Genomic DNA, 26924 nt, shown 5'->3' on the forward strand with positions numbered 1-26924 from the left:
CTCGCCGCTCGGGGGCTGCGACCGCGCCGGCTGCGGGGGAACCACCACCCGAGGCCTGGTCACCCAGACGGCTGGCGCGCAGGACGCCGCCACGCGTCGCCGTCCCGGCGGGCCAGACCCAGCAGCTCGAGCCGCCCCAGGCAGGCCAGGACATCCCGCTCGGCCAGGGCCGTGCGCACCGCGAGCGCCGCCACCCCTGCGGCAGCGCGAACGGGCAGGGCTGACCACACGACCGACTCCACCGCCCCCAGGACGTCCTCGGGCCGATCCTGACCCCGCTTGACCGGGGCCAGGTCGGTGCCGAGGTCGCCGAGCAGCTCGGCCACCTCTGCCGCGTCGGTCACGAGCGCCGCCTCGCCGCTGCGGATGAGCTCGTGGCAGCCGGCGGACACCGCGGAGGTCACCGGTCCCGGAACTGCCGCCACGACGCGAGCCAGCTTGGTCGCCTCCCCTGCGGTGCTGCGCGAGCCGGAGCGCAGCCCGGCCTCCACGACCACCGTGCCACGGGTCATGGCAGCGATCAGCCGGTTCCGTCGGAGGAACCGCCACCGCGTCGGCGCACAGCCGGGCGGCACCTCGCTGACGACGGCACCGGTCGCGACGATCTTCTCGAGCAGCCCGCGGTGGGCGTCCGGGTAGGCCCGCTCGACGCCTCCGGCGAGCACGGCCACGGTCACGCCCTGCACCGCCAGCGCTCCCCGGTGGGCGGCGCCGTCGATGCCGAACGCGGCACCCGAGACCACCGAGAAGGCGCGTTCGCAGAGCCCTGCGGCGATGTCGTTGGCCGTGGCCTCGCCGTAGTGCGTCGCGCTGCGTGCCCCCACGATCGCGGCGCTGCGCTCGCAGCCCCCGCCCAGGTGCTCCGTGCCACGCACCCAGAGGCAGTGCGGTGGCACCTCGAGGTCGTCGAGGCCGGCGGGCCACTCGTCGTCGCCCGGGACGACCACCCGGGCCTGCACCTTCGCGGCCACGCGCAGGTCGTGGTCGATGTCGAGGGTCTCGAGCCGGGGCATGAACCGGGCCCCGTCACGGGCGGTGCCGCCGAGCACCGCGGCCAGGGCACCCTCGGCGCCGGCTTCGCGGACGAGCTCGAATGCCTTGGGGTCGGCCGGTTCGGAGATCCGGCTCCACGCCATGCGCGCCTCCCGCTCGCCGGCCGGCATCCGCCCCCTCACGCCGCCACCGGGCCCTGGTTGCGCAAGGTCAAGGCCAGGCCGAGGTCGTCGCGGGTGGGCGCGTCGTGGCCGCCGAGGTCGGCCACGGTCCAGCCCAGCCGCAGCACCCGGTCGTATCCGCGCAAGGTGATCAGACCGCGGTCGAGAGCCCGGTCGAGGTCGGCCGTCACGGCCCGCGCGAGCCGGTAGGGAGCGCGCCGGAGCGCACTGCCGGCAGCCTGCCCGTTGAGCGACCAGGGCGACCCCTCCCACCGAGCGGCCTGCAGCGCACGGGCCTGCTCGACGCGTGCCCCGACGACCGCGCTGGTCTCGCCCGCCCCCTCCCCGAGGGCGGCCAGGTTGATGGCGGGCATCGCGACCTGGAGGTCGACCCGGTCCAGCAGCGGCCCGCCCAGCTTGGCCGCGTAGGCCCGCTTCGCCTGCGGCCGGCAGGAGCACTCGGCCCCCTTGCCGAAGCCCAGGCCGCACGGGCACGGGTTGGCTGCCATCACGAGCTGGAACCGGGCGGGGAACCGCACGGACGAACGGGCCCGGGAGACCCACACCTCGCCGGACTCCAGGGGCTGGCGCAGGGCCTGCAGGGTGGTCACCTTGAACTCGGGCGCCTCGTCGAGGAACAGCACGCCGTGGTGTGCCTGCGAGACGGCGCCCGGCCGGATGGCACCGCTGCCGCCGCCGACGATGGCTGCCGTGGACGCGCTGTGGTGGGGTGCCACGAAGGGCGGCGTGCCCACGACCGACAGGGCGTCGGGCACCGGCCCGAGCAGCGAGCGGACGGCGAGCACCTCCAGGGACTGCTGCGGCTCCAGCCGGGGCAGCACCGAGGCGAGACGCTCGGCCAGCATCGTCTTCCCTGCTCCGGGGGGTCCCATGAGGAAGAGGTGGTGGCCCCCTGCGGCGGCCAGCTCGAGGGCCATCCGGGCCTCGGGCTGCCCGACGACGTCGGCGAGGTCCTTCACGGCCGGGGGCGATGTCTCCCCGGCCTCGGCCTCGCCCAGCGGCACGACGGGCAGCCGTCCGCCGCGGGCCCGTGCGTACCGCTCGCGCAACGTGGCCAGGTCGGGCACGGCGTGCACCCGCACGCCGGGGACCAGCGACGCCTCGGAGGCGTTCGCCAGCGGCACCACCACGTCCTGGACGCCGTGCGCGGCCGCGGCCAGAACGCTCGACAGGACGCCGCGCACCGCCCGGATCGACCCGTCCAGCCCCACCTCGCCGAGGTGCACCACCTCCTCGGCGGTGTCGGCGGGCAGCACCTGCGCGGCGACGAGTGCCGCCACCGCGATGGCCAGGTCGAAGGCGGTGCCGGCCTTGGGGATCGAGGCCGGCGAGAGGTTGACCGTGATGCGGCGCTGCGGCAGCGGCAGGCCGCTGTTGGTGGTGCCTGCCTTGATGCGGTCGGTGGACTGCAGGCACGCGGTGTCGGGCAGCCCGCTCACCGCGAAGTGCGGCAACCCCTGCGCGATGTCGGCCTCGACCTGCACCAGGGCGCCGTCGAGCCCCGTGAGCGCCACCGACCGTGTGCGGCCCAGGCCCATCAGCCGACTCCTCGCACGTGGCGCAGGGCGGCAGGACCGGAGCGGGGGCGCAGCACGCCCACCACGTCGATCCTCAGCGCGGCCGGTCGAAGCTCGTGGTGCGCCAGCCAGGCGGAGGCCAGCCGGCGCAGCCGTGCCGCCTTGCGCCACGTCACGGCCTCCACGGGCTCACCGAAGGCGGTGCTGCGGCGCGTCTTGACCTCGCACACCACGAGGCAGTCGCCGTCGAGCGCGACGAGGTCGATCTCGCCGTGCTCGCACCGCCAGTTGCGGTCGAGCACCTCCATGCCGCGCTCGGCGAGGTATCGCGCCGCCAGGTCCTCGCCGTAGCGCCCGAGAGCGAGGGTCGCCGCGGGTGCTGCCTTCTGGTCCATGCCCCGACGGTGCCGCAGCGGGTGGGGGCGGTCAGCAGGCCGGTGCCGGGCTGTGGACGACGTGACGCCGACCGGGCCGGCTGTGGACGCCGGGGTGGCTAGAAGCCGGGGCCCTTCGGCATCTCGAGCTCGGACTTGGCGAGCTCCTCGACGTTGACGTCCTTGAACGTCACGACGCGCACGTTCTTGGCGAACCGGGCCGGCCGGTAGATGTCCCAGACCCAGGCGTCCTGCATGGTGACGTCGAAGTAGACCTCGCCGCCCTCGCTGCGGACCTTCACGTCGACCGAGTTGCACAGGTAGAAGCGGCGCTCGGTCTCGACGACGTGCGTGAAGAGGCCAACCACGTCCCGGTACTCGCGGTAGAGCGCGAGCTCCATCTCGCTCTCGTACTTCTCGAGGTCCTCCGAGCTCATGCCCATCCCGCGTCTCTCTCGTCCAGTACGCCGTGGTCGTCCGGGGTCGGCCCGGCTGCCTCCCCGACCTCATCTTCCACCATGGTCCCGGGCAGGCGCCACGAGCGGCGGTGCAGCGCGCACGGCCCCTCGGACTCGAGGGCCGCGATGTGCTCGGGCGCGGCATACCCCTTGTTCTCGGCCCACCCGTATGCCGGGTGCTCCAGCGCCGCCTGCGTCATCAGGGAGTCCCTGGCGACCTTCGCGAGCACGCTCGCGGCGGCGACCGACGAGCACTTCAGGTCCGCCTTGACCATCGTGGTGACCGGCGGGGTGGTGGGGCCGTCGCCGGCGAAGGCGAGCAGACCCACCTCCCCGGGCTCGGTGAGCCAGTCGTGGTTGCCGTCGAGGATCACCAGGTCGGGCGCCGTGCCCACGGCCTCGAGCGCACGCAGGCCGGCCAGTCTCAGGGCGGCGATGATCCCGATCCGGTCGATCTCCTCCGCGGACGCGTGCCCCACGGCATGGCCCAGGCACCACCGCTGGATCCTGGGCACCATGGCCGCGCGGGCTGCGGGGGTCAGCAGCTTGGAGTCGCGCACGCCGGCCGGCGCGCTGCGGCAGGTCTCGTCGATGAGCACCACGCCCACCGTCACCGGGCCCGCGAGCGCCCCTCGGCCGACCTCGTCCATCCCTGCCAGCACGCGGTGACCGTCACGCTGCAGCGCTCGCTCCACCCGCAGGCTGGGCTTGCGGGTGCGCGGTGGTGCGGTGGGCATGGGTCAGCCGCCACCTGTGGTCGTCGTCGGAGCCGGTGTCGGTGCGGGAGCGGGCGTGGTCCCGCTGCCGGCAGCGGGCACCTTCGCGAAGGTGGCCTTGGGGTTCGACAGCCACGTGAGGTGGTCGAGCGGCCACACCAGGGCGACGGCCCGCCCGACGACCAGGCTCTGGGGCACGGACCCGTCCGCACCGTTGCCGGCCGGGTCGTGGAAGCGCGAGTCGGAGGAGTCCGAGCGGTGGTCACCCATGACCCACACCGACCCCTCGGGCACGGTGATGTCGAAGTCCGTGCTGCTCGGCGCGTCGCCCGGCTTGATGTAGGACTCGACGAGCGGGACGCCGTTGACGGTGAGCCGCTCGCCCTCGTCGCAGCAGACCACCCGGTCCCCGGGCAGGCCGATCACGCGCTTGATGAGGTGGTCCTCGGCGTCGTTGGGCAGCAGCCCCACGAACATCAGGCCCTGCCGGATGGCCGTCACCGCCGGGCCGTGCTCGGCCTTCGGCAGCGGGTCGACCCAGTCGCCCGGGTCCGAGAACACCACGATGTCGCCGCGCTTGAGGTCGAAGGCGCCGGGGGTCAGCTTGCTCACGATCACCCGGTCGTTGAGGACCAGCGTGTCCTCCATGGAGCCCGACGGGATGTAGAAGGCCTGGAGCAGCCAGGTCTTGACGACGAACGAGAGTACGAGCGCCATGCCGATGACGATGACGAACTCCTTCGTCGCCGCCCTGACCATGCTGCCGGCCCCGCTCCCGCCCGCGTGCCGACGCCGCTCGGGGCGGCCTTCGTCGACGTGGCGCTCCTCGGCACGGCTCTCCTCGGCGTAGCCCTCCGAGGCGTGGCCATCCGCGGCGTGCGGCTCGTCGACCACCCTGCGGGCAGGTTCGTCGACGGGAACCCCCTCGTGGCTCACGTCGTGGCGCAGCCAGCCGTCGTCCGGGGCGGCGTCGCCCGGGGCGGCCTCGTCGAAGTCGTGACGCAGCCAGGCCGGGTCCGCCTCGTGGCCGGCGCCGGTGCGGCCGCGACCCTGGTCCTCGCTCATCGTGCCCCTTCTGCCGCCGGGATGGAACGGAGTGCCGGCGATGTGGCCAGACCCCCGAGCCGGTCCAGCGGCCAGTAGATCGCCGTGGCCCTGCCCACGACGTCGTCGGTCCGCACCATGCCGCCCCCCGGGTCACCGAGGTGCGCCCTGGAGTCGGCGGAGTTGCTGCGATTGTCTCCCATCAGCCAGAGCCGCCCGGCGGGGACTGTCACGTCGAACGTCGTCTCGCTCGGCTTGGTTCCCTCGGGCAGGTAGTCCTCCTCGACGGCCCGGCCGTTGACCGTGAGCCGACCCTGCGCGTCGCAGCAGACGACCCGGTCCCCCGGCAGGCCGACGATCCGCTTGACGTAGTCCTGCTCCGCGAGGTCCACACCGAAGAGCGAGGCCGCGCCACCGAGCACCCGCCCGACGAGGCCGTCGGCCTGCTGCGGGCTGCGGTCGGCCACCGCGAACGAGCGGGTGCCGTCGAAGACGACGACGTCACCACGCCGCAGGTCGTCGGCGCCGGCCGTCTTGTCGACGAGGATGCGGTCACCGGGGGTGATGGCGGGCTCCATCGAGGCAGAGGGGATGTAGAAGGACTGCACGAGGAAGGCCCGGACCAGCATCATCACGAGCAGCGCGATGCCGGCCAGGAGCAGCCACGAGGGCCGGCGCGGGGGCGCAGACGACGCGGCCGCCGCGTCTGCCGGGGCAGGCGCGGCGGCCGGTGTCGACTGCGGGGAGTCAGGTCCGGAGTTCATCGTGACCGGAGCCTAGCCCTCGTGCCGGAGCTGCGAGCGCACCAGGGCGCCTCGCGGTGGGAGTCGACCCGCTCAGCTGGCGGGGGTCGTCTCGCGCTTCTCCTTGATCTTGGCGGCCTTGCCGCGCAGCTCGCGCAGGTAGTACAGCTTCGCGCGACGGACGTCACCGCGGGTGACGACCTCGACCTTGTCGATGATCGGGGTGTGCACCGGGAAGGTGCGCTCCACGCCGACACCGAAGGAGACCTTGCGGACGGTGAAGGTCTCGCCCACGCCGCCGCCGTGGCGGCGGATCACGACGCCCTTGAACACCTGGACGCGGGAGCGGTTGCCCTCGACGACCTTGACGTGCACGTTGACGGTGTCGCCCGCGCGGAAGTCGGGGATGTCGTCGCGCAGGGAGGCCTTGTCGAGCTCGTCGAAACGCTGCATGGCTGGTTCGCTTTCTCGCAGGTGCCACAGGCCACCCACGGTGTCCGGTACTTCTTCGTGATGGGGTGCGCTGTCCCTGGGGCCGCGTGACCTGGCTTCGCAGGGTCACTCCCCCTGTGGCAGGGGCCGGTGTCCAGTGGGCGCGAAGAGCCATTCTGCCACGGTGTCCCGCCCGGACCGAAATCCGTGGGGAGGGCCCACCGCGGCGGAGGAAAGTCGGTATGCCGTGCCCCGGCCGAGCGTCGTGGCGCACCGCCCTCCTGGGCGGCGAACCACCCCCCTCCGACGGCCTCAGCGCTGCGGGCGGGGTGCCTCCGCGGCTGGCTGCCCGGGCGTCGCCGGCGGCGGCTTCTCCTCGAGCACCTCGAGGTCGCGGGCGTCGAGGTCCTGCTCGTCCAGGGCCGCGACCATGTCGGGGCGGCGGCGCAGGGTCCGCCGGAGCCGCTCGTCACGCCGCCAGCGCGCGATGGCCGCGTGGTGGCCCGAGAGGAGGACGTCGGGCACGGCTCGCCCGCGCCACACCGCGGGCTTGGTGTAGACGGGGTACTCGAGCAGCCCGTCCTCGTGGGACTCCTCGACCAGGGACTCCGCGTTGCCGATGACGCCGGGCACCAGCCGCGCGATCGCCTCGACCATCGCCAGCACCGCGACCTCGCCGCCGTTGAGCACGTAGTCGCCGAGCGAGACCACGGAGACCGGCATGTGCTCCCGGGCCTCCTCGTAGACCCGCTCGTCGATGCCCTCGTAGCGGCCGCAGGCGAAGGCCAGCCACGGCTGCTGGGCCAGGTCGCGCGCCATGGCCTGGGTGAAGGGCAGCCCTCCGGGCCCCGGCACGATGAGGTGGGGTGGCGCGTCGGCCGGCCCCTGCGCGAGCAGGTGGTCGAGCGCCTCGCCCCACGGCTCGGGTCGCATCACCATGCCCGCGCCGCCACCGTAGGGCGTGTCGTCGACCGTGCGGTGGCGGTCGTGCGTGAAGTCCCGCAGGTCGTGCACGTGCAGGTCGATCAGACCCGTGCGGCGGGCCGTGCCGATGAGCGACAGGTCCAGCGGCGCCAGGTAGTCGGGGAAGATCGAGACGACGTCGAGGCGCATGCTCAGCCTTTGCCGGGCTCGGCGTTGAGCTCGAGCAGGCCGGGCGGCGGGTCGATGACGACGCGGCCCGCCTCGACGTCGACCTCGGGCACGATCTCCGCGACGAACGGCACGTAGGCCGTGCCGCCGCCGGGCAGGGTGAGCACCAGGAGGTCCTGCGCCGGCCCGACCTCGAGGCCGCTGACGGTGCCGAGCTCGGCACCGGCGGGGTCGACGGCCCTCAGGCCCACGAGCTCGTCCTCGTACCAGGCGTCCTCCTCGACCTCGTCCTCGACGGTCTCGGTGTCGACGAACAGCCGCGTTCCGCGCAGCCCCTCGGCGCCGGTGCGGTCGGGGATGCCCTCGAAGGCCAGCAGCCAGGTGCCGTTGTGGACGCGGACGCTGCTCAGCACCAGCTCGCGCGGCACCCCTGAGCCGTCGGCGGCCTCGGTGGCGAACCGCGCCCCGGGCACGAAGCGGGTCTCGGGGTCGTCGGTGTGGACCTGCACGGTCACCTCACCGCGCAGGCTGTGTGCTTTCCCGATCCGGGCTACGAGCAGGTGCATCTGGGGCCTCCTTGGGGGCAGAACTACGGGGTATGCCGGGAGGTGGACTCCCGGCATACCCCGTGGTTGGCGTGGTGTGGACGCTCGGTCAGCGGACCCGATCCGTGTCGACGATGTCGATCCGGACGGTGTGGCCGCCGGCGAGGGCGCCCATCACGGTGCGCAGCGCGCTGGCGGTGCGGCCCGAGCGGCCGATGACGCGCCCGAGGTCTTCCGGGTGCACCCGGACCTCGAGGACCTCACCGCGGCGCAGGTCCCTGCGCCGCACGGCGACGTCGTCCTTGTGGTCGACGATGCCCTTGACGAGGTGCTCGAGCGCCTCCTCCAGCACGGTCAGGCCTCGCTCTTCTCAGCCTCGGCCTCGGTGGCCTCGGCAGCCGGGGCCTCCTCGACCTTGGGCTCCTCGGCCTTCTTCTCGGCCTTCTTCTTCGGGGTCGTCGCGGTGTCCTTGACGTCCTCGGCCTTGCCCGCGGCGGCGATGGCAGCCTCGTACAGGTCCTTCTTGGACGGCTTGGGCTCCTTGACCTTCAGGGTGCCCTCGGCGCCCGGCAGGCCCTTGAACTTCTGCCAGTCACCGGTCACCTTGAGCAGGGCCTCGACGGCCTCGGTCGGCTGCGCGCCCTGGCCCAGCCAGTACTGCGCGCGCTCGGTGTCGATGTCGATGACCGAGGGCTCCTCGGTCGGGTGGTACTTGCCGATCTCCTCGATGGCACGGCCATCGCGCTTGGTGCGCGAGTCCATGACGACAACGCGGTAGAAGGGGCTGCGGATCTTGCCCATCCGCTTCAGGCGAATCTTGACGGCCACGGGTGTGGTCACTCCTGTTTCTGTGTTGTGAGCGCGGCGAGACCGGGTGGGGAACACGCGGGGTGCCGGGGGCTCGGTGTAGGCGTCCGGTCCTGCCGAGAGGGTGCTGGCCGGACGGGTACAGCCGACCATTCTGCCAGACGCCGGCCGGTGCCCTGACCACGCGGCAGGGCGCCCGCCCGCGGCGTCAGCGGTTCCGCCAGGCGTCCGGCGCCTCGGCCAGCGCCCGCACCGAGGCGGGGAGCTCACCGGAGAGGGCCTGGCTCAGGCTGGTCTCGTCGAGCACCTGGCGCAGGCTCGCCCGCACCGCAACCCACACCGTCGGCAGGTGCTGCGCGACCCCCTCGTAGCGGGTCTCGTGCGGCCGCAGGCCGCGCACCTCCGCCAGCGGGCCGTCGACGGCGCGGAAGACGTCTCCCAGGCTGATCTGCCCCGGCTCACGGCTCAGGGAGTAGCCGCCGCGGGCCCCCCTCGTGCTCACCACGAGCCCCGCCCGACGCAGGTCCGAGACGATCGCCTCGAGGAACTTGCGGGGCAGGTCCTGGCGGGTCGCGAGGCTCTCGACGCTCACCGGGCCCGCCCGGGTCAGCGACGCCTCGGCGAGGGTCAGCATCGCCCTGATCGCGTATTCGGTGCGCGCCGAGATGTCCACGGCACGCATTGTGGCGTACGAGGGCGCGGGACGTCGCCGCCCCGGCCTACACAGCCAGCGTGCGACCCAGCTGCCTGCCCTGCGCGTCCTCGGCGGGCACGCTGGCGTGCACGGTCTCCCCGGGTCGCAGGCCGAGGGCGTCACTCATGACCCGGGTGATCTGGGCGGCGAAGCGCTCACCGTTGGCGTCGTCGACGAGGTCGACCCGCACCTCGAAGCCCAACCGCACGATGCGCTCGACCGTGGCCCGCACCCGCGTCGGTGCCTGCTCCCCCGGCGAGAGGGCTGTCACGGTGGCCTCACGCTCGAGCCGGATGTCGTGCGGACGCACCATCGTGCCGCCCAGGTTGGCGACCGATCCGAGGAACGACATGACGAAGTCGTTGGCGGGCTGCTCGTACAGCTCGTCAGGGGTGCCCACCTGCTCGATGCGGCCCGCGTTCAGCACCGCGATGCGGTCCGACACGTCGAGCGCCTCCTCCTGGTCGTGGGTGACGAGCACCGTCGTCACATGGACCTCGTCGTGCAGCCGGCGCAGCCACCGACGCAGGTCGGCACGCACCTTCGCGTCGAGCGCGCCGAACGGCTCGTCGAGCAGGAGCACGCCGGGATCGACGGCCAGAGCCCGGGCCAGCGCCATCCGCTGGCGCTGCCCGCCGGACAGCTGGGCTGGGTAGCGGTGCTGGAACCCGGCGAGGCCGACGATCTCGAGCAGCTCGTCGACCTTCCTGTCGATCTCCCTCTTCGGCCGCTTGCGGATGGTCAGCCCGAAGGCGACGTTGTCGCGCACGGACATGTGCTTGAAGGCCGCGTAGTGCTGGAAGACGAAACCGATCCCCCGCTTCTGCGGCGGGACGAAGGTGACGTCCTGCCCGTCGATCACGACCTGACCCGAGTCGAGGGCCTCCAGGCCCGCGATCGAGCGCAACAGCGTCGACTTGCCCGACCCGCTCGGGCCCAGCAGGGCGGTCAGCGAGCCCGCAGGGATGTCGAGGCTCACGTCGTCGAGGGCGGCGAAGCTTCCGTAGTTCTTCCGGGCGCCGGCGACAGTGATCATGAGGTGCTCCTCTTCCGGTCGAGCAGGGTCATTCCGAGCAGGGTCACCAGCGCAAGGCCCATGAGCAGGGTTGCGGCGGCGTAGGCCCCGAAGGTGTTGTGGTCGTCGATGTAGCGCGAGTGCACGAGGAGGGTCAGCGTCTGGGAGACGCCGGGGAACCCGGAGGACACCATGATCACGGCGCCGAACTCCCCCAGCGCCCGCGCGATGGTGAGGACCACCCCGTAGGTGAGGCCCCATCGGATGGCCGGCAGCGTGATCCGCCAGAAGGTCTGCCAGGCGGAGGCGCCGAGCGTTGCGGCGGCCTGCTCCTGGTCGGTGCCGATCTCGTGCAGCACCGGCTCGACCTCCCGCACGACGAAGGGAAGAGTCACGAAGATGGTCGCGATCACCATGCCGGGGATGCCGAAGATGACCCTGAAACCGGTGGACTCCAGGCCGCCGAACCACCCGTGGACCCCCCACAGCATGATCAGCGAGACGCCGACCACGATGGGCGAGACGGCGAACGGCAGGTCCACCACGGCCTGTACCAGGCCCCGGCCGGGAAACCGCCAGCGCACGAGCGCGATGGCGGTGACGACGCCGAACACGACATTGAGCGGGACGACGATGGCCACGATGAGCAGCGACAGGTTCAGCGCCGAGATGGCCGCAGGGGTGCGCACCGACTCGAGGAAGGGCATCAGCCCGTCGCCGAACGTGCGCCAGAGGATCACCGCGATGGGCACGGCGACGAGACCGAACAGGTACCCCAGGGCGATGGTGCGCAGGGTGAGCTGGGCGGTGCGGGAGGTCCTCATTCGGCACTCTCCTCCCGCTGCTGGGCGCGGCTGATGTAGAGACGCAGCAGGAACAGGGTCAGGAAGGCGATCGCGAGCAGCGCCACCGAGACGGCCGCGGCGTTGACCGGCCGGTCGATCTCGATCTGCTGCTGGATGTACTGCGAGGCCACCTGGGTCTCCCGCGGGATGTTGCCGCCGATGAGGACGACCGAGCCGTACTCCCCGATCGCGCGGGCGAAGGCGAGCCCCGTGCCACTGACGATGGCCGGCATCAGCGTCGGCAGCACGACCCGCCGGAACGTCGTCCAGCTGTCAGAACCCAGCGACGCCGCCGCCTCCTCCACCTCCCTGTCGGCCTCGATGAGCACGGGCTGCACGGAGCGCACCACGAACGGCAGCGTGACGAACGCGAGCGCCACGACCAGTCCTCCCTGGGTCGCGTTCAGGTGGATGTTCACCGGGCTGCTCGGGCCGTAGAGGGAGAGCAGCACGATGCTCGCGACGATCGTCGGCAGCGCGAACGGCAGGTCGATGAGGGCGTTGACGATGCGCTTGCCGGGGAAGTCGTCGCGGACCAGGACCCAGGCGATGAGCGTGCCCATCAGGGCGTTGACCAGGGCGACGACGACGGAGACGCCGACTGTCACGCGAAGGGAGGCCAGCGCCACCGGCGCCGTCACCGCCTCCCAGAAGCCGGCGAGCCCCTCCTCGAGGGACGCCACCGTCAGCGCAGCCAGCGGCAGCAGCACGATGAGGCTCAGCCACAGGGACACCACGCCAACGCCGAGGGCCCGCCCGGCCCCGGGCCACCGGGCCCGGGACCAGGGCGAGGGAGCTGGCGGCAGGGACGCGGGGAGGGTGTGGGGGTGCGCGTCCCTGCCAACCAGGGTCTGGGTCGACATCAGGGCCCCTACCGGGTGGCCTTGTCGTAGATGACGGCGATCGAGCCGACATCCTTCTTGAACAGCGAGTCGTTCACTGCCTTCCAGCCCCCGAGGTCCTCGATCGTCCACAGCCGCTGGGGCTCAGGGAAGTCCTTCGCGAACTCCTGGGCGACCGAGGCGTCGACGGGGCGGAAGCCCGCCTCGGCCCACAGCCGCTGAGCCTCGGGCGTGTAGAGGAAGTCGTTGAAGGCCTTGGCCTTGGCGGCGTTGGGGCTCTTGCCGAGCACCGCCACCGGGTTCTCGATCTTGAAGGTCTGCGGTGGCGTGACGTGCTGGACCGGGTCACCACCGCGTTCGATGAACAGCGCCTCGTTCTCGTAGCTGAGCAGGACGTCGCCGCTGCCCTGGAGGAAGGCCTCGGTCGCCTCGCGGCCCGACTTCGGCTGGATCTTGACGTGGTCCTGCACGAGCGACGAGATGTAGGCCAGGCCCGCCTTGGCGTCCTTCCCGCCCGCGCTCTTCGCGGCATACGGGGCCAGGAGGTTCCACTTCGCCGAGCCCGAGCTGAACGGGTTGGGCGTCACGACCTCGATGCCGGGCTTGAGCAGGTCGTCCCAGTCCTTGATGCCCTCGGGGTTGCCCTTGCGGACGACGATGGTGACGACGGAGCCGAACGGGATGCCCTTGTGCTCCCCGGCGTTCCAGGCCTTGTCGACGAGCCCGGCGTCGACCAGGCGGGTGACGTCCGGCTCGACGGAGAAGTTGACGATGTCGGCGGCCGCGCCCGCCTCGACCTTGCGCGACTGGTCGCCCGAGGCGCCGTAGGACTGCTGGAAGGCCACGCCCCTGCCCGCCTCGGTCGCGTTGAACGCGGGGATGACCTTGTCGAAGCCGACCTTCGGGACGGCATACGCATAGAGGTTGATGGTGCCCCCGCTGCCCCGGGCCGCTGCCGGGCCGCTCTGTGCTGCGGCGACCGTGTCGGCGGACCCGCCGCCGGCGCAGGCGGACAGCGCGAGGGCGGAGGCGGCAAAGATGCCGCCCAGCGCTACGGCTGGTGTGCGTTGCATGTGATCTCCCTGGTGCCCCTCGTCGGGGAGAAGCCAAGACGGCCCGAGACTTCCTCGTCTCTCCCCCTAGTCCTATATGACAAGTAGGAGTTTCTCCGCCGGCGTGGCCAAGGGTCAACCACCCACCCGGACCATCTCGAATGCTGGCTGACCAGAACGCTTGAAGGATGAGGACATCCCGCCTCCGCACTAGACACCTCCTCCGTCGTTTTCAGCATGCGAGATACGGCCTGCGGCGGATTGCCCCCACGCATTTCGTCGCCATACTCCTATAAGACCTATAGGAGTAGTGGCGCCTTGTGTGGCCGACAACGAGGGGAGTTCTGATGCGCAAGCTGATCTTGCTCGCGATCGTGGGCCTGGGCGCCCAGCTGGTCGACGGCAGCCTGGGGATGGCCTACGGCGTGACGTCCTCCACCCTGCTGTTGGCGGTGGGCACCAGCCCGGCTGCGGCCTCGGCCACGGTGCACCTCGCGGAGATCGGCACCACGCTCGTCTCGGGCGCCGCGCACTGGAAGTTCGGCAACGTCGACTGGCGGGTGGTCCTCAAGATCGGTATTCCGGGGGCTGTGGGTGCCTTCGCCGGCGCGACCTTCCTCTCCCACCTCGACACCTCGGTCGGCAAGCCGGTGATGTCGCTGATCCTGCTCGCCCTGGGCCTGTACGTCCTGGGTCGGTTCACCGTCCGGGGGCTGCGCCAGGACCGCCTCGGCACGCCGCTGCGGGCCCGCTTCCTGGGCCCCCTCGGTCTCTTCGCCGGATTCGTCGACGCCACCGGGGGCGGCGGCTGGGGCCCGGTGGGCACACCCGCGATCCTGGCCAGCGGTCGCCTCGAGCCCCGCAAGACGATCGGCTCCATCGACACCAGCGAGTTCCTCGTGTCCGTCGCCGCGAGCATCGGCTTCCTGTTGGCCCTCGGCACCGCGGGCGTCAACGCCGCGTGGGCCCTGGCGCTGCTCGCCGGCGGCATGGTGGCGGCACCCATCGCCGCGTGGCTCGTGCGCCACGTCCCGCCTCGGGTCCTTGGCTCGCTCGTGGGCGGGCTGATCATCCTCACCAACGCCCGCACGCTGCTGCTCAGCGACTGGCTGGACGCCGGCACGAGCACCAGGTACCTGGTGTACGCGCTCATCTGGGCGATGTGGATCGGTGCGGTGACGTACTCCGTGCGCGCCTACCGGGCGGAGCGCGCCCAGTCCCCCGCACCCGCCCTCGCCAGCGACGAACGGGTGGCTGTGGCCGACCCCGTCTGATCCCGGGCCGGGCTCAGCCCCGAACGGGCCGGCCGCGCAGCACGACCAGCTCGGGGTGGGCCAGGACGCCGATGTCGTCACGGGGGTCCGCCCCGTAGACCACGAGGTCGGCGTCCGCCCCCTCCTCGAGCCCCGGGCGGTCGAGCCACTCCCGCGCGCCCCAGACCCCGGCCTGCAGGGCCTCGGCGGGCGTGAGCCCGGCGGTCACCAGCTCGGCGGCCTCCTGCGCCACCAGCCCGTGGGGCAGCGAGCCGCCCGCGTCGGTGCCGACGTAGACGGGGATGCCCGCCTCGTGGGCGGCACGGACGGTCTCGTGGCGACGCTCGTGCAGGGCCAGCATGTGCCGGTGGTAGGCGGGGAACTTCTCGCGGGCCCCCTCCGCGATCGCCGGGAAGGTGGCGATGTTGACCAGCGTGGGCACGATGGCGATGCCCTGGGAGGCGAACTGCTCGATGGTCGCAGGCTCGAGACCGGTGGCATGCTCGATGCAGTCGGTGCCGGCCGCGGCGAAGTCGTAGAGCGAGGCCTCCCCGAAGCAGTGGGCCGTCACCCGCGCCCCCTCCTCGTGGGCGGCCGCGATGGCGTCCTTGAGCACGTCCGCCGGCCAGCAGGGGGTCAGGTCGCCGACCTCGCGGTCGATCCAGTCGCCCACCAGCTTGACCCAGCCGTCACCGGCCCGGGCCTCGATCCGCACCCGCTCGACGAGCTGCTCGGGCTCGATCTCGTGGGCGTAGTTGCGGATGTACCGGCGGGTGCGCGCGATGTGCCTGCCGGCGCGGATGACCTTCGGCAGGTCGTCCCGCTCGTCGATCCAGCGGGTGTCCGACGGGGACCCGGCATCGCGGATGAGCAGCGTGCCGGCCGCGCGGTCACCGAGCGCCTGCTGTTCTGCGGTCTCGCGGTCGACGGCGCCGTGGGCGTCGAGCCCCACGTGGCAGTGGGCGTCGACGAGGCCGGGCAGCACCCACCCGCGCACGGTCTGCACGTCGGCACCGGCGGCAGCGGGCCGGTCGAACGTCACCGTGCCGCCCACCACCCAGGCCTCGGCTCGCACGTCGTCCGGTCCGACCAGGACCGGACCCTTGAGGTGGAGCACCGTCGCCGTCATGTCCGCGACCCTACCGAGCCTCATCCCCGCCGGCCCATGCGGCGCGGCCAGGCGCCGCCTTGCCCATAAGCGGCAGCTCGGGTCGAACACCGGAGAAGCGGACCGAACGCCTCAGGAGAAAGGGCCAGGGCAGATCGGCCAACTGCCCCCAATGCGAAACCCACCATAGGCATCCACACACGACCTCATTAGCGTGCCAGAGATCGCAGTCCTGCCCACGGGACAGTGATCGAGGGGGTCCAAAAGGGGGGACTCTCGCGCAAACCGCCAGATCCAACCGCCGTGGCACGGTGCCCGGCGGACATCCAGGGAGGGTCATTGTGCGTCTCGCTTCCAAACTGACCGCGTTCGGCACCGCACTCGCCGCAGCGCTCATCGCCGCACCCGCTGCCTCGGGCGCGCCCGAGGGCGGCCCCGGCAACGGGGCGCCCAGCGGCGCTCACTACACGCTCAACATCATCGGCGTCGAGAACGCCAAGTCGACGTCCATGGACGACACCAACCGCCACACGATCTTCGTGCCGAACCAGGGCAACTGCCGCATCAACCTCGGCGAGGACGACTACGGCGTGGGTGACGGCAACTGCTTCGACGGCGACGGCGCCCAGTTCACGCTGCCCGACCCAGACCCCGACGGCGACGGCGTGACGGCCTACAGCGTCTACGCCCGCGCCCTCGGCAAGCCGGGAGGCTCGTCGGTGACCACGACCTGCTTCGACGAGGACGGCGAGACGTACTGCTCCACGGAGAACATGGTCCTGGTGCGCAGCACCGGCAAGTCGCGGTTCAGCAACGTCTCGAAGGAACTGCTCTCGCTCTGCCTCGACACCGACGGCGACTTGGTCTGCGACACCCGTGAGTTCCTGTTCGACCGTGACCTCGCGGACTACTTCTGGTCCTACGACAACGCCGGCCTGAAGGTCGCCCAGCTGCGCTTCTACGAGGTCCCGACGAACGTCGGCACCACACCCTGACCTCATAGGAGAACCGAGAGGGAGGTCACTGAGGCCCCCGCCCGTGCAGGGCGGGGCCTCGGTTGCCTCCTCCAGAGAGGAGCCTCGTTGCCCGCTCCGGCACCGCGCAGGCCGGTCAGGCGCCCGCACCGCCGTCGTCCTGCAGCCGCTGCCCGAGCGCGGCGAGCGGGTCCTGCCGCCGGGTGCGGGTCTCCAGGGCGATGCCCCAGCGCACGAAGGCCCCCCGCTCGACGGGGAAGGGCCCTGCGAGGCCCTCGGCCCGGCGCAGGGCCTCTGCGGCCAGCAGCGTCGTCTGGGCGGGCACGTACCGCAGCTCGACGACCAGGCGCCACGCCTCGACGGGCTCCTGGGCGTGCCAGGGCAGCATCGCCACCAGCCCGTCGAGCAGCGTGACCACGCGGCCGACGTCGTGTGTGGCTGCCCTCGCCACCAGCCCGTCGAGGTAGGGCTCCCAGCCGCCCGGTCCGGCCGGGTCCGGCCGCCGGGTGATGCTCTCCAGGCCGGTCACGACGTCGTCAGGGGCACCCTGGTCGCGTGCCCGCTCGAGGAGCAGCGGGCCCAGACCGCTCTCCTCGTCGTCGTCGTGGAGCACCGCCACCATCTGGTGCACCGGCCCGTAGCCGGCCGCCTCCGCCAGCCGCCGCACGGCACGCTGGCGCTCGCCGCCGCGACGCCGACCGGCCCCCCGGTGCGCGCTGTCGGCCAGCGCGATCGCCTCGTCGAGTGTGAACCCCACGCGGCGACGCTAGGACCGATCCGGTCCCGTCGCGAGCAGCACGGGGCGATCGGTCCGAACGGCTGAGCCAGTCCGTCCCGTTGACCCCGTTTTGTCAGCGCCCCCCCACCCGCGCGGGGGTCGCGGTCAGCGGCCGAGGAACTTCTCGAAGCCCTTGGGCAGGTTCGTGGGGTCGAGGTCCGGTATGCCGCCGTCCCCGTCACCGGGGCCACCGGCACCGAAGGCTCCGCCACCGGAGGTCCGGGCCGCCTGGGCCTTCTCCGCGGCAGCCCTCTCCTCGGCCGCGCGCTTGGCGGGGTTGCCGGACTTGGACTTCTTGCGCTGCGGCTGCTGCTTGCCCTTGCGGCCGCCGCCACCCATGCCGGGGATGCCCGGCATACCCGGGATGCCGCCGCCGCGGGCGAGCTGCTTCATCATCTTCTGCGCCTCGGTGAACCGCTCGAGCAGCGCGTTGACCTCCGAGACCTGCACGCCCGAGCCCTTGGCGATGCGGGCGCGGCGCGAGCCGTTGATCTGCTTGGGGTGCGTGCGCTCGAACGGCGTCATGGAGCGCACCATGGCCTCGACCCGGTCGAACTCGCGCTCGTCGAGGTTGTCGAGCTGGGCGCGCATCTGGCCCATGCCCGGCATCATCCCGAGCATCGACTTCAGCGACCCCATCTTCTTGATGGCGGCCATCTGGCTGAGGAAGTCGTCGAACGTGAAGTCCTCCTCGGCGAGGAACTTCCGCTGCATCTCGGCCGCCTGGGCGCGGTCGAACGCCTTCTCGGCCTGCTCGATGAGGGTGAGCACGTCACCCATGTCGAGGATCCGTGAGGCCATCCGGTCGGGGTGGAAGACCTCGAAGTCCTTCACGCCCTCGCCGACGGAGGAGAACATGATCGGCCGCCCGGTGACCGAGGCCACCGACAGGGCGGCACCACCGCGGGCGTCACCGTCGAGCTTGGAGAGCACGACGCCGGTGAAGTCGACGCCCTCCTGGAAGGCCTGGGCCGTCTCGACCGCGGCCTGGCCGATCATCGCGTCGATGACGAAGAGCACCTCGTCGGGCGCGATCGCGGTGCGGATGTCGGCGGCCTGCTGCATGAGGTTGGCGTCGACGGCCAGGCGACCGGCGGTGTCGACGATGACCACGTCGTGCTGGCGGGCCCGGGCCTGCTCGATGCCCTGGCGCGAGACGGCGACCGGGTCACCGAAGGACCGGGTGCCCTCGCCGGACTCGAGCACGGCGTCGTGACCGCCCATGTTGCCGCGCTCGGGCGCGAAGACCGGCAGGCCGGCGCGCTCCCCCACGACCTCGAGCTGGGTGACCGCGTTCGGGCGCTGGAGGTCGGCGGCGACGAGCAGCGGCGTGTGGCCCTGCTCCTTCAGCCAGGCGCCGAGCTTGCCCGCGAACGTGGTCTTTCCCGAGCCCTGCAGACCGGCGAGCATGATGACCGTCGGCGGCGTCTTGGCGAGCTGCAGCTGCCGCGTCTGGCCACCGAGGATGGCGATGAGCTCCTCGTTGACGATCTTGACGACCTGCTGCGCCGGGTTCAGCGCCTGCGACACCTCCGCCCCGAGCGCCCGCTCGCGGATGGCCGAGGTGAACTGCTTCACCACGGGCAGCGCGACGTCGGCGTCGAGCAGCGCGAGCCGGATGTCCCGGATCGTGGCGTTGATGTCGGACTCGGTGAGCCGCCCCTTGTGCCGGAGGTTCTTGAAGGTGGCGGTCAGGCGGTCGGAAAGGCTGGCGAACACGGGTCACAGCCTAACGGCCACGGCGGGGCCGCTCTGACCACCAGCCCCCTGCCCGTGACGGCGGCGGGCTACTCCGCACCGCCGTCACAGGTGTCGATGATCGCCGCCACCGTCTGCGCCACCTTGGCCGGCGAGAGCAGCCGGCCACCGAACTCGGTGAGGTAGAAGGTGTCGAGCGTCTGCCCGGCATACGTGGCGATGTGCGCGGAGCGCACCGACAGCCCGGCCTTGGCGAAGGCGACCCCCAGCTCGTGCAGCAGCCCCGGGCGGTCCTGGGCCCGCACCTCGAGCACCGTCGCCTCCTCCGACGCGTGCGGCACGACGAGGGCGCGGGCCTGCCCCGGCGCGCCCGACCCCGCCTGCGCGCTGGGCGGCCCGGCGAACTGGCGCCGGCGGTCGAGCAGCGACAGCGGTGCACGGTCACCCTGGGCCAGCCGCGCGAGCCCCCGCGCGATCCGCTCGGCGTCGGGCGCGTCCCCACCGGGCGACTCCACGTGCCACTCGTTGGCCGCCAGGCCGTCGAGGGTGCGCAGGATCGCGGTGCGCACCACCAGGCCGTATGCCGCGAGCAGGCCCGCGGTGTCGGCGAACAGTCCCAGCCGGTCACGGTCGAAGATGTCGATGCGGTAGGCGCCGCCCTGCGGGCGGACGACGACGCGCGGCTCCCCCGCCGCGACGGCCTGGAGGTCGTCGTCGGTGACCCGTGCCTCGCCGGCGGCCGCGACAGGTGCGTCGGCATCCCACCCGGCACCCACCGCATCGGCGAGCTGGCGCAGCAGGGTGGCCCGCCAGTCCGTCCAGGCGAGCGGGCCGGCGGCACAGGCATCGGCCTCGGTCAGGGCGAGCAGCAGGTCGAACACGTCCTGCGACCCGCCCGCCGCGGCGCGTGCCGCTGCGGCCGTCCGCGGGTCCTGGTGGTCGCGGCGCGTGGCGAGCTCGATGAGGGTCAGGTGCTCGCGCACCAGGGTCGTCACGACCTCGACGTCCGAGGCCGGGTAGCCCATCCGGGTCGAGATGGCGGTGGCGACGGGCGCCCCTCCCGCCGCGTGGTCGTGCGCCCCGCGGACCTTGCCGATGTCGTGCAGGAGGGCGCCGAGCAGCAGCAGGTCGGCCCGCGCGACCCGGCGCACCAGCCCGCCGGCGTGCACCACCGTCTCGATGAGGTGGCGGTCGACGGTGTGCCGGTGCACCGCGTTGCGCTGCGGCCGCGACCGCACCGCCGTCCACTCGGGCAGCCAGGCGTCGATGACGCCGGCCTGGTCGAGCCCCTCCCAGACCTGCACCAGCCCCGGCCCCGCGGACAGCAGGTCGGCGAAGAGGTCGCGCGCCGCCTCGGGCCACGGGTCCGTCAGCATCGGCGCGCTCCGCGCGAGGTTGGCCAGGGTGGTCGGCGCGATGGGCAGGCTGTGCCGCGCAGCAACCACCGCGGCCCGCAGCGGCACCAGGGGGTCGCTCGCGACCGCGCTGCGCGGCCCCAGGACGACCTCGCCGTCGTGCTCGAAGAGCCCGTAGCCGAGGGGGTTGAGGCGGGGTCTGCGCGGCCCCACGCGCAGGGTTCGGGCCCGTTGGGCCTGCCCGGCCCGGCGGACCGTGCCGTCGAGCGCATAGGCCACGGTGCGGGCCGCCGTGGAGACGGAGGTGAGCAGGTCGTCGGCGTCGCGGTGGCCCAGCAGGGCCGCCACGGCGTCGTGGTCCTCCCGGCTCAGCCGGTCGCGGCCGCGGCCGGTCACCACGTGCACCGCGTCGCGGACGTCGAGCAGCACCCGGTGCGCCTCGTCGACGTCGCCGTGCGGCCGGTCGGCCAGCCAGGCCTCGGCCAGGGCCCGCAGCACGGTCATGTCCCGCACACCCCCGCGGGCCTCCTTCAGGTCCGGCTCGAGCGACTGGGCGAGGTCACCGTGCCGGGCATGCCGCAGTCGCAGGCCGTCGACGAGCTGCGGAAGCCGCTTGCGGGCCGATGCCCGCCAGTCGTGGGCGATGACCGAGCGGGTCGAGGCGACCACGCCCGGGTCCCCGGCGATCCCGGCGAGGTCGAGCAGGCCCACGGCTGCGCTGAGGTCGCCGCCGGCGACGGTCCGGCACTGGTTGACGGTGCGCACGCTGTGGTCGAGCCGGATACCCGCGTCCCAGATCGGGTACCAGAGCCGGTCGGCCACCTCACCGACGTCCTCCCCGCCGAGGGACCGGCCGTTGTGCAGCAGCACGAGGTCGAGGTCGCTCAGCGGCCCGGAGTCGCCGCGGGCCAGGCTGCCGACCGCGGCGAGGGCGATGCCCTCCTGCGGCCGGCCGGCCATGGCCTCGTCCCAGATGGAGACGAGCCACTCCCGCGTCAGCTCCCCCATGCCCTGCCGTCGCGCCGGTCCGGCGCCCGGGGCGTCGAAGCCCCGGGCGCCGGCCAGGTCGAGACGCAGGGCCGCCAGCCCGCTCAGCCCAGTCGTCATACGGCTCAGAGCGCCTCTGCGCCGCGCTCGCCGGTGCGCACCCGGACCACGTCCTCGACCGGGACGGTCCAGATCTTGCCGTCTCCGATCCGGCCGGTCTGCGCCGTCTTGAGGATGACGTCGACCACGCTGCTCGCGTCGAGGTCGTCGACCAGCACCTCGAGGCGCACCTTGGGCACGAAGTCGACCGTGTACTCCGCACCCCGGTAGACCTCGCTGTGGCCGCGCTGGCGCCCGTAGCCGGAGGCCTCGCTGACGGTCATGCCCGAGATGCCGTAGGCCTCGAGGGCCTCCTTCACCGCGTCGAGCTGGTGGGGCTTGATGATGGCCGTGACGAGCTTCATGCTGACGCTCCCTCAGGGGTCTTGGCGCTGGGCGCCGTGGTCGGGACTGCACCGCTGCCGAACCGGCCGCCGGAGACGCCACCGATGTCGTAGGCGGACTCGCCGTGCACGGCCTGGTCGATGCCGTCGGTCTCGACGTCACGGGTGACCCTCCAGCCCATGGTGGCCTTGAGGGCCAGGCCGATCAACGCCGTGAGGGCCCCGGAGATGAGCAGGCAGACCAGCGCGATGACGAGCTGCACGACCGTCTGCTGGACGCCACCGCCGTAGAACAGGCCCGTCTCGGTGGCCAGCAGGCCGGCACCGACGGTGCCCCAGAGGCCGGCGACCAGGTGCACGCCGACCACGTCGAGCGAGTCGTCGTAGCCGAGGCGGTACTTCAGGCCGACGGCCAGGGCTGCCAGGGCACCGGCGACGACACCGAGGATGAGCGAGCCGACGGGCGAGAGCGAGCCGCAGGCGGGCGTGATGGCGACCAGGCCGGCGACGACACCGGAGGCGGCACCGATGGAGGTGGCGTGCCCGTCACGCAGCTTCTCCACCAGCAACCAGCCCAGCATCGCCGCACAGGTGGCTGCCACGGTGTTGACCCAGACCACGGAGGCCAGGCCGTCGGCCGCCAGCTCCGAGCCGGCGTTGAAGCCGAACCAGCCGAACCACAGCAGCCCGGCGCCGAGCATGACGATCGGCACGTTCTGCGGGCGCATGGCCTGCGCCCCGAAGCCGAACCGCTTGCCGACGATGAGGGCCAGCACCAGGCCGGCGATGCCGGCGTTGATGTGCACCACGGTGCCACCGGCGAAGTCGATGGGTGCGAAGTTCGCCGCCCCGTCAGTGACGCCGAACATCTTGGCCGCGATGCCGTCCTCGCTGCCGGAGAGCAGGCCGCCGCCCCACACCATGTGGGCGATCGGGAAGTAGACCAGGGTCACCCAGATCGCGGCGAAGGCCAGCCAGGTGCCGAACTTCGCGCGGTCGGCGATGGCGCCGCTGATGAGCGCCACGGTGATCACCGCGAAGGTGAGCTGGAACCCGGCGACGAGGATCTCGGGGATGTAGACCCCGGCGCCGAAGACGTCGACGAGGGGGACGTTGCCGTTGCCGTCGTCGAGCAGGCCCTTCAGGCCGAAGCGGTCGAACGGGTTGGCGAAGATGCCGGCGATGTTGGTGGGGCCGAACGACATCGAGTAGCCCCACAGGATGTAGACGACGCCGACGACGCCCATGGCGCCGAACGACATCATCATCATGTTGAGGACGGACTTGGCTCGCGTCATGCCGCCGTAGAACAGCGCGAGCCCCGGTGTCATGAGGAGGACCATGGAGGCCGCGACGAGCATGAAGGCTGTCGCGGCCTCGTTGATCTCTGGTGCTGTAGTCATGCCCAGAACTGTGGGCGAGCGCCGTTTCAGGGCGTGCGGCTGCGTGTTACAGCCGTGTTAGCGGCGGGCGCCGGTCGTAAGCATCAGGTAACGGACCGGGACTGGTCTCGCATCGTGGGATCCGGCCGTCCCCTCGGCACGCAGACAGCGGTATGCCGTGCGGCCGGTTCCGCTCAGAACGCCGAGACGCTGGCGGGTGCCCGCTGCGGGCGGGCCAGCGCGCGCACCAGGGCAGCCTGCCCGTGGCGCCGGACCGCGACCCCCGTGAGCAGGGCGAGCACCGGGGTGATGACGTCGTCGGCATACGTGGGCGTCGGCAGGCCGACGCTGGAGGCGAGGTCGTCGCCGTGGACGACCATCTCCATCATCCGCGTGGTGAGGAAGTCGGCCGTCGTCAGCGACCAGCCCTGCCACGGGATGAAGATGGTGTCCGGCTCCCGCGGCGCGGCCAGCAGGTCCGGCAGGGCGTCGACGTGCTCGCGGGCCTGGGCCAGCACGGCGTCCGGCCCGGCGAGGGCGCGCTCGTTGTCGCTCTCGCGGATGCCGACGTTGACCTCGTCGTCCGGTGCGGCCTCGACCCAGGCGGCGCGGGCGTAGTGCTCCAGCAGGGCGATGGGCTCCGGGGACCCGCCGGGATCGACACGCAGGCCTCTCGCCGTGTTGACGGCCTGGTTGAGCAGGTGGTGGGCCAGGCCGCCCACCGTCATCCCGGCGCACGAGCTCTCCTGCCCCCACGCCTGCAGGACCTCAGGCGACGACGCCAGCTCCCAGGACTGCGAGACGGCGGACAGGAACGCGGCGGCGTGGGCATCGAGCGTCATGGCGCCGACCCTAGTGCGACCCGTCGCGCCGAGTCCGTCGGAGCAGCACGACCAGCGCGCCCACGCAGAGGAGGCCCACTGCCACGCCGGCGGGGCCGAGCAGCACGTCACCGACCCGCTCGGCCGGGGACGGTTCGGGCTCGGCCCTGAGGTGGGAGAAGTCGAGTGGCGTCTCGCGCACCTCCACCGTGACGTCCCGACCCGGCAGGGCGGGGGGACGGGAGCTGGGCGTGACCCGCGCCGGCAGCGGCACCCGCTGCACCACGGAGCGGCGGCCCTCGCTGCCGACCAGCAGGCTGTCACCTCCGGGCGCCACCGTGACCGTCTCGCCCTGCGGCTGGAGCGGCAGACGGTCGCTGGCGACCTGGAGGAACGTCTCCCCGTCGAGGAGCAGGGCGTGCGTGTAGGTGCGGACCACCAGTCCCGAGCCGTCGGGCAGGAACACCGCATCGGTCACCATCGACGGCGCCGGGCCGATGCGCTCCAGCCGGTTGACCCCCTGCCGGCTCGGCCGCGGCGGCAGGGCGTAGATGCCGCCCTGCCTGCCCTTCGTGACGAGGTAGGCCCGCCCCGTGAGCGGGTGGACGGCCAGCGCCTCTGCGTCGTGTGGCCCGTCGGGGTAGGCCAGCTCCCACGACGCCCAGCCACCCGAGGTCTCCCCCAGCGCCGGCTCGTCGAACCAGAAGACCCTCACCAGCTCGCGTGACCCCGTGTTGTCGCCGATGTCGCCGACGAGCATCCGGCCCTCGGCGTCGATGGCCAGCGCCTCGACGTCCCGGACCGGGGCGCCGAACCGGTGCACCCCCACGGTCCGGCCCGTCCGCGTGTCGACGGCGAAGACCCGGGCGGTGTCACCGGAGTCGTTGACCGTCCAGACGGTGTGCGGGTGGGCGCGGCTCAGGGCCAGACCCGACGACTCCGTGACGCGGTCGTCGGTGATGCGGAAGGTGTCGTCAGCCGCCGAGGCAGCCCGCGGCATACCGGCAACGACTGCGGCGGCGACCATCGTCGTCGCCGCCAGGCGCACCCCCCTGGCCACGGGCCTCAGTCGATGAGCGCGTCGACGAAGGCCTCGGGGTCGAAGGGGGCCAGGTCGTCAGGGCCCTCCCCGAGACCGACGAGCTTGACCGGCACCCCGAGCTTGCGCTGCACCGAGACCACGATGCCGCCCTTGGCCGTGCCGTCCATCTTGGTCAGCACGATGCCCGAGACGTTCACGGCCTCGCCGAACACCTCCGCCTGGCGCAGGCCGTTCTGGCCGGTGGTGGCGTCGAGGACGAGCAGCACCTCGTCGATCGGCGACTGCTTCTCGATGACGCGCTTGACCTTGCCGAGCTCGTCCATGAGCCCGACCTTGTTGTGGAGCCGGCCGGCCGTGTCGATGAGCACGACGTCGGCCTCCATCTCGGCGCCGGCCTTGACGGCGTCGAACGCCACCGCGGCAGGGTCGGCCCCGTCGCGGTCCGAGCGGATCGTCGGCACGCCGACGCGGCCGCCCCAGGTCTCGAGCTGGTCAGCCGCCGCGGCCCGGAACGTGTCGGCGGCGCCGAGCACGACGTCCTTGTCCTCCGCCACGAGCACTCGCGCGAGCTTGCCGACCGTGGTGGTCTTGCCGGTGCCGTTGACGCCGACGACGAGCACCACCGCGGGACGGCCCTCGACACGGCTCGAGGCGATGGTGCGGTCCATCGACGGGTCGACGAGCGTGAGCAGGTCCTCGCGGAGCCAGCTCCGCACGGTGGCCTCGTCGGTCGTGCCCTCCACCTTGACCTTGGCGCGCAGCGACTCGACGAGCTCGGTGGTGGCCTCCACGCCGAGGTCCGAGGCGAGCAGGGTGTCCTCGACGTCCTCCCACGCCTCCTCGTCGAGCCCACCACGGCTGAGCAGGCCGAGCAGGGCCTGGCCGAGCGCGGAGTTGGAGCTGGCGAGCCGGGCGCGCAGGCGCTTGAGGCGGCCGGCCGGGGCCTCGGGCCGCTCGATGGTCGGGGTCGGCGCGGGCTCCGGCAGCACCTCCGCCTCGGCGGGTCGGGGCAGGGTGTCGACACCGCCGGCGTCCTCGATCGAGCGCTTGGGCGCGTCGCGTGGCTCCTCGGCGTCGTCCCCGACGCCGGGCAGGACCTCCCGCTCCTCCGGCGGGGCGGTCGGCAGGCTCTTCCCCCGCCCGCCGCGGCCCCGCAGCAGGCCGAGCAGCACGCCACCGAGGATGACGAGGATGCCGACGGCGACGGCGATGTACTCCCACAGCTGATCGATCACGCGAGCCATCCTCTCAGAGCCTGTGGGGTGGGAGCGCGCGAGGCCGCCCCGTGGGGCGGCCTCAGGTCATGCGGATGGGGCCGGGCGGACCCGGCACCCCTCAGGGGTGGGCTAGCTGGCCCTGCGGGCCGGGGTGTCCTGCGCGTCGCGAGCCGTCGGGGCGGGTGCGGCGGGGGCGGCCTCACCGGACGGGGTGCCAGTGACGGCGGCACTGGCGATCGACTCGCTCACCTTGTCCTTGGTGGCCACGAGCGCCTCGCCGGTCTTGTCGAGGGCGTCCTGGGTGCGCTCCTTGGCCATCGCCACGATCTCCTCCCCCTGTGGGGTGAGCACGTCGCGTCCCTGCCGCCGCGCGGGGATGGCGACCAGCGCCACGACCGCGAGGGCCAGACCGACGCACAGCAGCATTCCCACGATCAGCGCAACCATGCCTCCAAGGGTGACCGACCGGGCGGCCATCCTCAAATCGACCCGCCGCGGGGGTGGGCCACGTCACG

General features: G+C 72.6%; 29 protein-coding genes. 2 read left to right on the top strand and 27 right to left on the bottom strand.

Annotated features, from left to right (window positions below):
- Positions 1-59: 59 nt before the first annotated feature.
- The 17 genes from dprA to P0Y31_RS16560 all read right to left on the bottom strand — a co-directional run bounded on the left by dprA (position 60) and on the right by P0Y31_RS16560 (position 13372).
- Complete coding sequence (dprA, locus tag P0Y31_RS16480) at positions 60-1136, bottom strand: DNA-processing protein DprA (RefSeq protein ID WP_275871380.1); 1077 nt, start codon at positions 1134-1136, stop codon at positions 60-62.
- A 35-nt stretch (positions 1137-1171) separates the two neighbouring features.
- Complete coding sequence (locus tag P0Y31_RS16485; protein ID WP_275871381.1) at positions 1172-2713, bottom strand: YifB family Mg chelatase-like AAA ATPase; 1542 nt, start codon at positions 2711-2713, stop codon at positions 1172-1174.
- Complete coding sequence (locus tag P0Y31_RS16490) at positions 2713-3087, bottom strand: YraN family protein (RefSeq protein WP_275871383.1); 375 nt, start codon at positions 3085-3087, stop codon at positions 2713-2715. The genes P0Y31_RS16485 and P0Y31_RS16490 overlap by 1 nt, the downstream gene beginning before the upstream one ends.
- Positions 3088-3185: 98 nt before the next feature.
- Positions 3186-3503: a DUF2469 domain-containing protein gene (locus P0Y31_RS16495; RefSeq protein WP_275804074.1), complete on the bottom strand. Its 318-nt coding sequence runs from the start codon at positions 3501-3503 to the stop codon at positions 3186-3188.
- Positions 3500-4261 carry a ribonuclease HII gene (locus tag P0Y31_RS16500; protein WP_275871385.1) on the bottom strand — a complete coding sequence of 254 codons (762 nt, stop codon included), beginning with the start codon at positions 4259-4261 and terminating at the stop codon, positions 3500-3502. The genes P0Y31_RS16495 and P0Y31_RS16500 overlap by 4 nt, the downstream gene beginning before the upstream one ends.
- Positions 4262-4264: 3 nt before the next feature.
- Positions 4265-5305, bottom strand: a complete 1041-nt coding sequence (gene lepB, locus P0Y31_RS16505) for a signal peptidase I (protein WP_345803644.1) — start codon at positions 5303-5305, stop codon at positions 4265-4267.
- Positions 5302-6048, bottom strand: coding sequence for a signal peptidase I (gene lepB / locus P0Y31_RS16510; RefSeq protein WP_275871387.1), 747 nt, complete (start codon positions 6046-6048; stop codon positions 5302-5304). The genes lepB (P0Y31_RS16505) and lepB (P0Y31_RS16510) overlap by 4 nt, the downstream gene beginning before the upstream one ends.
- 72 nt (positions 6049-6120) lie before the next feature.
- Entirely contained in the window at positions 6121-6480 is a 360-nt protein-coding gene (rplS, locus tag P0Y31_RS16515; RefSeq protein WP_275804080.1) for a 50S ribosomal protein L19, read from the bottom strand.
- A 291-nt stretch (positions 6481-6771) separates the two neighbouring features.
- Positions 6772-7572 (bottom strand): tRNA (guanosine(37)-N1)-methyltransferase TrmD, encoded by an 801-nt coding sequence (gene trmD, locus P0Y31_RS16520; RefSeq protein WP_275871389.1) that lies wholly within the window; start codon positions 7570-7572, stop codon positions 6772-6774.
- A gap of 2 nt (positions 7573-7574) precedes the next feature.
- Complete coding sequence (gene rimM, locus P0Y31_RS16525; RefSeq protein ID WP_275871391.1) at positions 7575-8117, bottom strand: ribosome maturation factor RimM; 543 nt, start codon at positions 8115-8117, stop codon at positions 7575-7577.
- A gap of 88 nt (positions 8118-8205) precedes the next feature.
- Entirely contained in the window at positions 8206-8448 is a 243-nt protein-coding gene (locus P0Y31_RS16530) for an RNA-binding protein (protein WP_275871393.1), read from the bottom strand.
- 2 nt (positions 8449-8450) lie between these two features.
- Entirely contained in the window at positions 8451-8924 is a 474-nt protein-coding gene (gene rpsP, locus P0Y31_RS16535) for a 30S ribosomal protein S16 (RefSeq protein ID WP_275871693.1), read from the bottom strand.
- 187 nt (positions 8925-9111) lie between these two features.
- A complete protein-coding gene (locus P0Y31_RS16540) occupies positions 9112-9585 on the bottom strand; it encodes an Rrf2 family transcriptional regulator (protein WP_345803645.1) in 474 nt (157 codons plus the stop codon).
- Between the two features lie 37 nt (positions 9586-9622).
- Entirely contained in the window at positions 9623-10633 is a 1011-nt protein-coding gene (locus P0Y31_RS16545) for a TOBE-like domain-containing protein (protein ID WP_275871395.1), read from the bottom strand.
- Complete coding sequence (gene cysW / locus P0Y31_RS16550) at positions 10630-11436, bottom strand: sulfate ABC transporter permease subunit CysW (RefSeq protein WP_275871397.1); 807 nt, start codon at positions 11434-11436, stop codon at positions 10630-10632. Before cysW ends, P0Y31_RS16545 begins: the two co-directional genes overlap by 4 nt.
- Positions 11433-12320, bottom strand: coding sequence for a sulfate ABC transporter permease subunit CysT (cysT, locus tag P0Y31_RS16555; RefSeq protein WP_275871399.1), 888 nt, complete (start codon positions 12318-12320; stop codon positions 11433-11435). The genes cysW and cysT overlap by 4 nt, the downstream gene beginning before the upstream one ends.
- A gap of 8 nt (positions 12321-12328) precedes the next feature.
- Positions 12329-13372 carry a sulfate ABC transporter substrate-binding protein gene (locus P0Y31_RS16560; protein WP_275871401.1) on the bottom strand — a complete coding sequence of 348 codons (1044 nt, stop codon included), beginning with the start codon at positions 13370-13372 and terminating at the stop codon, positions 12329-12331.
- A 326-nt stretch (positions 13373-13698) separates the two neighbouring features.
- On the opposite strand from P0Y31_RS16560, the gene P0Y31_RS16565 reads away from it, so the two are divergent.
- Positions 13699-14625, top strand: coding sequence for a sulfite exporter TauE/SafE family protein (locus tag P0Y31_RS16565; RefSeq protein ID WP_275871403.1), 927 nt, complete (start codon positions 13699-13701; stop codon positions 14623-14625).
- A 13-nt stretch (positions 14626-14638) separates the two neighbouring features.
- Here P0Y31_RS16565 and P0Y31_RS16570 read toward each other — a convergent pair whose 3' ends face one another.
- Positions 14639-15733 carry an amidohydrolase family protein gene (locus tag P0Y31_RS16570; RefSeq protein ID WP_275871405.1) on the bottom strand — a complete coding sequence of 365 codons (1095 nt, stop codon included), beginning with the start codon at positions 15731-15733 and terminating at the stop codon, positions 14639-14641.
- A 320-nt stretch (positions 15734-16053) separates the two neighbouring features.
- On the opposite strand from P0Y31_RS16570, the gene P0Y31_RS16575 reads away from it, so the two are divergent.
- Positions 16054-16707 (top strand): hypothetical protein, encoded by a 654-nt coding sequence (locus tag P0Y31_RS16575; protein WP_275871407.1) that lies wholly within the window; start codon positions 16054-16056, stop codon positions 16705-16707.
- Between the two features lie 115 nt (positions 16708-16822).
- Here P0Y31_RS16575 and P0Y31_RS16580 read toward each other — a convergent pair whose 3' ends face one another.
- The 9 genes from P0Y31_RS16580 to P0Y31_RS16620 all read right to left on the bottom strand — a co-directional run bounded on the left by P0Y31_RS16580 (position 16823) and on the right by P0Y31_RS16620 (position 26856).
- Positions 16823-17443 (bottom strand): hypothetical protein, encoded by a 621-nt coding sequence (locus P0Y31_RS16580; RefSeq protein ID WP_275871409.1) that lies wholly within the window; start codon positions 17441-17443, stop codon positions 16823-16825.
- Positions 17444-17569: 126 nt separating this feature from the next.
- Complete coding sequence (ffh, locus tag P0Y31_RS16585; protein WP_275871411.1) at positions 17570-19183, bottom strand: signal recognition particle protein; 1614 nt, start codon at positions 19181-19183, stop codon at positions 17570-17572.
- A 68-nt stretch (positions 19184-19251) separates the two neighbouring features.
- Entirely contained in the window at positions 19252-21624 is a 2373-nt protein-coding gene (locus P0Y31_RS16590) for a [protein-PII] uridylyltransferase (RefSeq protein WP_275871413.1), read from the bottom strand.
- A 5-nt stretch (positions 21625-21629) separates the two neighbouring features.
- Positions 21630-21968, bottom strand: coding sequence for a P-II family nitrogen regulator (locus P0Y31_RS16595; protein ID WP_275804106.1), 339 nt, complete (start codon positions 21966-21968; stop codon positions 21630-21632).
- On the bottom strand, positions 21965-23350 hold the full coding sequence (locus P0Y31_RS16600; protein WP_275871415.1) for an ammonium transporter: 1386 nt from the start codon (positions 23348-23350) through the stop codon (positions 21965-21967). Before P0Y31_RS16600 ends, P0Y31_RS16595 begins: the two co-directional genes overlap by 4 nt.
- A 173-nt stretch (positions 23351-23523) precedes the next feature.
- On the bottom strand, positions 23524-24171 hold the full coding sequence (locus P0Y31_RS16605) for a maleylpyruvate isomerase N-terminal domain-containing protein (protein WP_275871418.1): 648 nt from the start codon (positions 24169-24171) through the stop codon (positions 23524-23526).
- A 10-nt stretch (positions 24172-24181) separates the two neighbouring features.
- Positions 24182-25210 (bottom strand): hypothetical protein, encoded by a 1029-nt coding sequence (locus tag P0Y31_RS16610; RefSeq protein WP_275871420.1) that lies wholly within the window; start codon positions 25208-25210, stop codon positions 24182-24184.
- Between the two features lie 5 nt (positions 25211-25215).
- Entirely contained in the window at positions 25216-26436 is a 1221-nt protein-coding gene (gene ftsY, locus P0Y31_RS16615; protein ID WP_275871422.1) for a signal recognition particle-docking protein FtsY, read from the bottom strand.
- Between the two features lie 102 nt (positions 26437-26538).
- Positions 26539-26856, bottom strand: a complete 318-nt coding sequence (locus P0Y31_RS16620; protein ID WP_275871424.1) for a hypothetical protein — start codon at positions 26854-26856, stop codon at positions 26539-26541.
- Positions 26857-26924: the final 68 nt, after the last annotated feature.

The organism is Knoellia sp. 3-2P3, from assembly GCF_029223115.1.
Lineage (GTDB): Bacteria > Actinomycetota > Actinomycetes > Actinomycetales > Dermatophilaceae > Pedococcus_A.